Genomic DNA, 6,561 nt, shown 5'->3' with positions numbered 1-6,561 from the left:
GGGCTCACCCGCCGCAGTTCCCCGCGGTGCCGAACCACGTCGCGATCGTCATGGACGGCAACGGACGCTGGGCGAACCGCAGGGGGCTCAGCCGCATCGAGGGTCACAAGGCCGGCGAGGAGGTGCTGCTCGACGTCGTCGCCGGCGCCATCCAGGCCGGTGTGAAGCACCTCTCGGTGTACGCGTTCTCCACGGAGAACTGGGCGCGCTCACCCGAGGAGGTGCGCTTCCTGATGGGCTACAACCGCGACGTGCTGCACCGCCGGCGCGATCAGCTCAACGAGTGGGGCGTGCGGGTGCGATGGGCGGGGCGCAAGCCCCGGCTGTGGGGCTCGGTGATCAAGGAGCTGCAGTTCGCCGAGCAGCTGACCCGCGGGAACGACGTGCTCACGCTGACGATGTGCGTGAACTACGGCGGCCGCGTCGAGCTGGTGGACGCGATGCGCGCTCTCGCGGACGAGGTGAAGGCGGGGCGGCTGAAGCCGAGCGCCATCACCGAGAAGCAGATCCGCCGGCACCTGTACGTGCCGGACATGCCCGACGTCGACCTGTTCCTGCGCAGCTCGGGCGAGCAGCGCACCTCGAACTTCCTGCTCTGGCAGTCGGCCTACGCCGAGATGGTCTTCCTCGACACGCTGTGGCCGGACTTCGACCGGCGCGACCTGTGGCGCGGCATCGAGATCTACGCCTCCCGCGACCGCCGCTACGGCGGGGCGGTCGACCGCAGCACCGCCGATCTCGGGACTTCCCCGCCGGTCTAGGGAGTTTTCTCCCGAGATCGGCGGGGAAGTCCCGAGATCTGCGGGAGAGTCCCTAGATTCGCGGGGTGGCGCAGTCGCCGCAGGTGCCGGTGATCTCCAGGGTGTGCTCGACGTCGGAGAAGCCGTGCTCGGCGGCGACGGCGTCGGTCCAGCGCTCCACGGTCGGTCCCTCGACCTCCACTGTCCGACCGCAGGACCGGCAGACCAGGTGGTGGTGGTGCCCGGTGCTGCACCGGCGGTAGATCGCCTGGCCGTCCTCGGTGCGGAGCACGTCGAGGTCACCCTCGGCGGCCAGGGCCTGCAGGGTCCGGTAGACCGTCGCCAGCCCGACGGACTCCCCGGCCTCGCGCAGCCGGGCGTGCAACTCCTGCGCGGAGCTGAAGTCCTCGGTGTCCTCCAGCAGTGCGGCCACTGCTGCCTGCTGCCGGGTCGGCCGTCGCGCCTTGTCGGTCATCACTTCCTCGCTGTCTCCTCGCTCGGCACCCCGTCACCGAGGTCGTGCTCGTCGTAGTGCGCCCCGTGCGGCGCGTGCCGGTGCCCGTCGTGCAGGTAGTCCACGTGGTCGTCGTGCGCGACGGCCGGGTGGCCGCACCCGGGCCCGTGCTCGTGGTCGTGCTGCTCGGCCTCGTGGTGGCCGGCTGCCCGCAGCCGGTGCATCAGGCCCGCGCCGGCCGACAGCGCCAGGAAGATGAGGATGGTCAGGATGACGATCGTCCCGCCCGACGGGGTGGCGGCGTAGAACGAGACGCCGACGCCGCCGATGCTCGCGACCACGCCGATCGCCACGGCCCAGCGCACGGCCGACCGGAAGCTGCGTGCCACCAGCTGGGCCGCCGCGTTGGGCACGATCATGAGCGCGCTGATGAGCAGCAGCCCGACCACGCGCATCGCGACCACGACCGTGACGGCGGTCAGGACGGCCAGCACGATGTTCAGCGCGAGCACCGGCAACCCGGTCGCCCGGGCGTACTCCTCGTCGTTGGCCACCGCGAACAGCCGCGGGCGCAGGAGCCAGGTCGTGGCCATGACCACGAAGGCCAGGACCGCGAAGACCACGAGGTCGGTGACGCTCGTCGTCGTGATCGCCCCGAAGAGGTATGCCGTGAGGCTGGTCGCGCTGCCCCCGCTCGCTCGGCTGATGATCACCACACCGGCGGCGATGCCGCCGTAGAACATCACGGCCAGCGCCACGTCCCCACTGGTCCGGCCACGGGCCCGGATCAGCTCGACCAGCACCGCCAGGACGACGGCGGCGATGAGGGCGGCGAACACCGGTGAGGTGCTCGTGACCACGCCGATCGCCACCCCGGCGAGGGCGACGTGGCCCATGCCGTCGCCGATGAGGGACAGCCGGCGCTGGACCAGGAAGACGCCCACCATCGGGGCGGCGATCCCGACCAGGAGCGCCGCGATGAGCGCCCGCTGCATGAAGTCGTAGGTGAGCAGGTCAAGCACCGGCTCCTCCTTGCTCGGGGTCGAGCGGCCCACCCGCCGGCGTGGAGCTGGGGTGGCGCGGGTCGACGGCGTCGTCGTGGTCGTGGTGGTGGCCGCCGTGGCTGCCGTCGCCGAGGGTGAGGACGGCCTGTTGGCGTGCGAACTCGGCTGGCGTGCCGTCGAAGCGGACGTGCCCGGTGGAGACCATGACGATGCGGCTGACGATGTCGTGCAGGGCGGCGAGCTCGTGCGTGACGATCAGCATGGTCGTGCCGCGGCCGGCCAGCCGCGCCAGCACCTGGGCGAGCACCTCCTGGCTGGCCGCGTCGACACCCGCGGTCGGCTCGTCCATGACCAGGACGTCCGGTTGGGCGGCGAGCGCCCGGGCGATGAGGACCCGTCGCTGCTGGCCGCCGGAGAGCGTCGAGACGTCCTCGTGCGCGCGGTCCTCCAGGCCGACGAGCTCGAGTGCCCGGCTGACGATGGCCCGGTCCTCGCGCCCCGCCCGGGCCAGCCACGACTGGTGCGGCAGCCGCCCCACCATGACGATCTCGTCCACGGTCGCCCGCACCGAGGCCGACAGCGTGTGCCGCTGCGGGACGTAGCCGAGCCGGGCGTGCTCGCGGAACTGCCCCAGCGGGGTGCCGAACAGCTCGACCTGGCCGGCGAGGTGCTGGTTCAGGCCCAGCAGGCCCTTCACGAGGGTGGACTTGCCCGACCCGTTGGGGCCCAGCAGCGCGACGACCTCACCGGGGTCGATGCGCAAGGTGACGTCGCCGATGACGGCGCGGTCGGCATACCCGAAGGAGGCGCCGTGCAGGGACATGACCGGCGATCCGGGCGTCATGCTGCGGGGAGCGTCGGTCTCCGGCGGGGAAGCGTGGCGTCTCATGAGCAGCCCTGTCCCTTCTGCAGCGTGCGCAGGTTGGCACGCATGATCGCGAAGTAGGTGCGGCCGGCCGACTGGTCGGTCAGGCCCTCGATCGGGTCCAGCACGGCCAGGTGGGCGCCGGTCTCGCTGGCCACGGCGCGGGCGACGGCCGGGCTGGCCAGCGTCTCGGAGTAGACCGTGCCGACGTGGTGCTGACGCACGTAGTCGGCCACGTCGGCAAGCGTCCGCGGGTCCGGTTCGACGTCGGGACTGAGGCCGGTGATGCCCACCTGGGTGAGCCCGTAACGGTGCGCGAGGTAGCCGAACGCGCTGTGGCTGGTGACCAGCTGGTCGTTGCGGCAGTGCGCCAGCCCGGACCGGAAGGCGTGGTCCAGCCGGTGCAGTCGGGCCGAGAAGCGCGCGGCACCGGCGCGGTAGTCGGCGGCGTGGGCCGGGTCGAGCTGTGCGAGCCGGTCGGCGATGGCGTGTCCGACGTCGGCGTAGCGGATCGGGTCGAGCCAGAAGTGCGGGTCGATCGCGCCGGCCTCGTCCGCGTGCCCGGCGAACGGCTCGTCGGGGAGCTCCCGGCCGATGCCGGAGGAGATCCGGAGGTCGAGGTGGGCCGCGGGCGCGACGTCGAGGGAGTGGTCCGGGGCTTCCTGCTCCACCGCCTGGTCAACCGCCGGTTGGAAGTGCTGCTCGTAGACCACGAGGTCGGCGTCGACGACGTGCGCCACGTCCTGCGGGGTGAGCTCCAGCTCGTGCGGCTCCACGCCGGGCTTGGTCAGGCTGGTGACGTCGACATGGTCGCCGCCGACCTGCTGGACGGCGTACTGCAGCGGGTAGAACGCCGCGACCACCTGCACCCGGTGGCTCGTCGCGGTGGCCGTGCCGCCGCACCCGGCCAGCACCAGGGCGAGGAGCAGCGCCAGCAGCGCCGCCGCCGCGGCACTGCCCAGGCCCAGGCCGTGGCGAGGGCGCAGGCGGGGGCGTGCGGTCGGCATACCGACCATGGTGAGTCAACTGAGAATGATTGTCAAAATCAGAGGGTACGCCGGGTGGCTCGCCGACCGTGCGGTCAGGGCTTGGGGACCAGCTGGACGACCGCCACGGCGACGACGAGCGCGATGACGGCCAGCCGCATGAGGCGCTCGTTGCCGCCGAGCTTCGGCCAGGCGAGGTAGAGCAGCCAGGCCAGGAAGAGCGCCGCCACCGCGACGAGCACGACGCCGACGGGGCCGCCCAGGAACGCCCCGACGAGCAGCAGGGCCAGCATCGACAGGAAGGGGACGACGCGGGGGAGGCGGCTCAGGCGGGTGAGCAGCGGCATGCTGGCGCGCTCGACCGCGCCGCGCAGACCGGGGGAGGCCGGGCGAGAGGTGGCGGACACGCCATGAGGGTACGTGAGCGGCGCGACGGGGTGCCAAACCCGCTGTTCCGTCTCGCGGCTCCTGCGACGTCGCCGCTGCAGGGCACCGATAGCCTTGTCCCCATGGCTTCCTCCACCTCGACCATCGACACCGTCGTCGGCCTCTGCAAGCGCCGGGGCTTCGTCTTCGCGAGCGGTGAGATCTACGGAGGAACGCGTTCGGCCTGGGACTACGGCCCGCTGGGCGTGGCGCTGAAGGACAACATCAAGGCGCAGTGGTGGCGCTCGATGGTGCAGCTGCGCGAGGACGTCGTCGGGCTGGACTCCGCGGTGATCCTGCCCACGCGCACCTGGGAGGCCTCCGGCCACGTGGCGACCTTCAAGGACCCGCTGACCGAGTGCCAGTCCTGCCACAAGCGCTTCCGCGCCGACCACCTGCAGGAGGCGGCGGCCGAGAAGCTCGCCCGCAAGGGCAAGCAGGTCGAGCCGGACGACATCCCGCTGTCCGATGTCGTCTGCCCGAACTGTGGCACCCGGGGCGCGTGGACCGAGCCGCGCCAGTTCTCCGGTCTGCTCAAGACCTACCTCGGCGTCGTCGAGGACGAGTCCGGCATGCACTACCTGCGCCCGGAGACCGCGCAGGGCATCTTCCTCGACTTCCAGAACGTCATGAACTCCGCGCGCAAGAAGCCGCCGTTCGGCATCGCCCAGATCGGCAAGAGCTTCCGCAACGAGATCACGCCGGGCAACTTCATCTTCCGCACCCGCGAGTTCGAGCAGATGGAGATGGAGTTCTTCTGCCAGCCGGGCACCGACGCCGAGTGGCACCAGTACTGGATCGACGCCCGCACCCAGTGGTACGTCGACCTCGGCATCAACAAGGACAACCTGCGTCACTACGAGCACCCGCAGGAGAAGCTGTCCCACTACTCGACGCGGACCGTCGACATCGAGTACCGGTTCGGTTTCACCGGGTCGGAGTGGGGCGAGCTCGAGGGCATCGCCAACCGCACCGACTACGACCTGCGGGTGCACTCGGAGGCCTCAGGGGTCGACCTGTCCTACTACGACCAGCAGGCGGGGGAGCGCTGGTTCCCCTACGTCATCGAGCCGGCCGGCGGCTTGTCGCGCGCGCTGATGACCTTCCTCGTGGACGCCTACGCCGAGGACGAGGCGCCCAACACCAAGGGCGGGGTGGACAAGCGCGTCGTGCTGCGGCTCGACAAGCGCCTCGCGCCGGTCAAGGTGGCGGTGCTCCCGCTGTCCCGCAACGCCGACCTGACCCCGAAGGCGCGCGACCTCGCCGCCGCGTTGCGCCAGCACTGGATGGTCGACTTCGACGACGCCGGCGCCATCGGCCGTCGTTACCGCCGCCAGGACGAGATCGGCACGCCCTTCTGCGTGACGGTCGACTTCGACACCCTCGACGACCAGGCCGTCACGGTGCGCGAGCGGGACTCGATGGGGCAGGAGCGGGTGTCCCTCGACCAGATCGAGTCCTACCTCGGCGCGCGGCTGCTCGGCTGCTGAGGTCCCGGTCGACGCTGAACCCGCGCGGCAACGGTCAGTAGCCGTAGCCGCCGCCACTGCTGGTCGAGCTGGGTGAGGAGCTTGCCGCCGAGCCCTTGATCGGGTGCCCGCTCGGTGACAGGACGTACCACTTGCCGCCGAAGGTGTTGATGCCCTGACCCGTGACATCCCCCGGCTTGCTGTCCTGCACGTAGGTGTAGAGCGGCCAGCCGCCGACGGTCAGCATCGACGCCCCGCTCGTGGCCTTGGTGCTGCCCACCTTCGCGGTGACTCCGCTGGCGTGCGCGCCCTGCGACGCGGGCACGAGCGGCCAGTAGTGCAGGCACGTCGCGTTGCAGTGGGACTGGTTCGGCCCGTCCGACGTGAGCATGTAGAGCGTCATGCCGTTGCCGTTGACGAGGATGTTGCCGAGCTTGGTGTGGGCGACGTGTAGCCCGGACATGGCGTGGCTGGCCGGTTTTGCGTTTGCGGCGTGCGTGCTGCCCGAGGTCGCCGACGTGGTGCTGCTGGCGCCCGGTGCACCACTGCTGCCGCAGGCGGCGAGGGCTGCGGCCGCGCTGAGCGCGAGCACGCTGAGGGAAATGGTGCGATTCATG

8 protein-coding genes are annotated in these 6,561 nt (G+C 71.2%); 2 read left to right on the top strand and 6 right to left on the bottom strand.

Features of this window, described 5'->3' with window-relative positions; all coding sequences use genetic code 11:
* A partial coding sequence (locus VFL99_RS09180) for an isoprenyl transferase (RefSeq protein WP_325106040.1) occupies positions 1-761 on the top strand: 761 nt, incomplete at its 5' end.
* Between the two features lie 52 nt (positions 762-813).
* Here VFL99_RS09180 and VFL99_RS09175 read toward each other — a convergent pair.
* From VFL99_RS09175 to VFL99_RS09155, 5 genes are all read right to left on the bottom strand, one after another.
* Positions 814-1,215, bottom strand: coding sequence for a Fur family transcriptional regulator (locus VFL99_RS09175; RefSeq protein WP_325106039.1), 402 nt, complete (start codon positions 1,213-1,215; stop codon positions 814-816).
* A complete protein-coding gene (locus VFL99_RS09170) occupies positions 1,215-2,216 on the bottom strand; it encodes a metal ABC transporter permease (RefSeq protein ID WP_325106038.1) in 1,002 nt (333 codons plus the stop codon). The genes VFL99_RS09175 and VFL99_RS09170 overlap by 1 nt, the downstream gene beginning before the upstream one ends.
* Positions 2,209-3,087 (bottom strand): metal ABC transporter ATP-binding protein, encoded by an 879-nt coding sequence (locus tag VFL99_RS09165; protein WP_325106037.1) that lies wholly within the window; start codon positions 3,085-3,087, stop codon positions 2,209-2,211. The genes VFL99_RS09170 and VFL99_RS09165 overlap by 8 nt, the downstream gene beginning before the upstream one ends.
* Positions 3,084-4,070: a metal ABC transporter substrate-binding protein gene (locus tag VFL99_RS09160; protein WP_325106036.1), complete on the bottom strand. Its 987-nt coding sequence runs from the start codon at positions 4,068-4,070 to the stop codon at positions 3,084-3,086. The genes VFL99_RS09165 and VFL99_RS09160 overlap by 4 nt, the downstream gene beginning before the upstream one ends.
* Positions 4,071-4,144: 74 nt before the next feature.
* Entirely contained in the window at positions 4,145-4,537 is a 393-nt protein-coding gene (locus VFL99_RS09155; protein WP_325106043.1) for a DUF6703 family protein, read from the bottom strand.
* Positions 4,538-4,558: 21 nt separating this feature from the next.
* On the opposite strand from VFL99_RS09155, the gene VFL99_RS09150 reads away from it, so the two are divergent.
* Positions 4,559-5,965, top strand: a complete 1,407-nt coding sequence (locus VFL99_RS09150; RefSeq protein WP_325106035.1) for a glycine--tRNA ligase — start codon at positions 4,559-4,561, stop codon at positions 5,963-5,965.
* Between the two features lie 34 nt (positions 5,966-5,999).
* Here the strand turns inward: VFL99_RS09150 and VFL99_RS09145 are convergent, their stop codons facing one another.
* On the bottom strand, positions 6,000-6,560 hold the full coding sequence (locus VFL99_RS09145) for a COG4315 family predicted lipoprotein (protein ID WP_325106034.1): 561 nt from the start codon (positions 6,558-6,560) through the stop codon (positions 6,000-6,002).
* Position 6,561: the final 1 nt, after the last annotated feature.

The sequence above is a fragment of the Segeticoccus sp. genome, from assembly GCF_035708005.1.
The sequence above is the reverse complement of the archived record's forward strand: the minus strand, read 5'-3'. Positions and strand labels throughout refer to the sequence as shown.

Excerpts from the sequence above, each read along its gene's own strand:
- VFL99_RS09165 (WP_325106037.1), bottom strand. The coding sequence starts at position 3,087 with ATGAGACGCCACGCTTCCCCGCCGGAGACCGACGCTCCCCGCAGCATG.
- VFL99_RS09160 (WP_325106036.1), bottom strand. The coding sequence starts at position 4,070 with ATGCCGACCGCACGCCCCCGCCTGCGCCCTCGCCACGGCCTGGGCCTG.
- VFL99_RS09150 (WP_325106035.1), top strand. The coding sequence starts at position 4,559 with ATGGCTTCCTCCACCTCGACCATCGACACCGTCGTCGGCCTCTGCAAG.
- VFL99_RS09145 (WP_325106034.1), bottom strand. The coding sequence starts at position 6,560 with ATGAATCGCACCATTTCCCTCAGCGTGCTCGCGCTCAGCGCGGCCGCA.
- VFL99_RS09175 (WP_325106039.1), bottom strand. The coding sequence starts at position 1,215 with ATGACCGACAAGGCGCGACGGCCGACCCGGCAGCAGGCAGCAGTGGCC.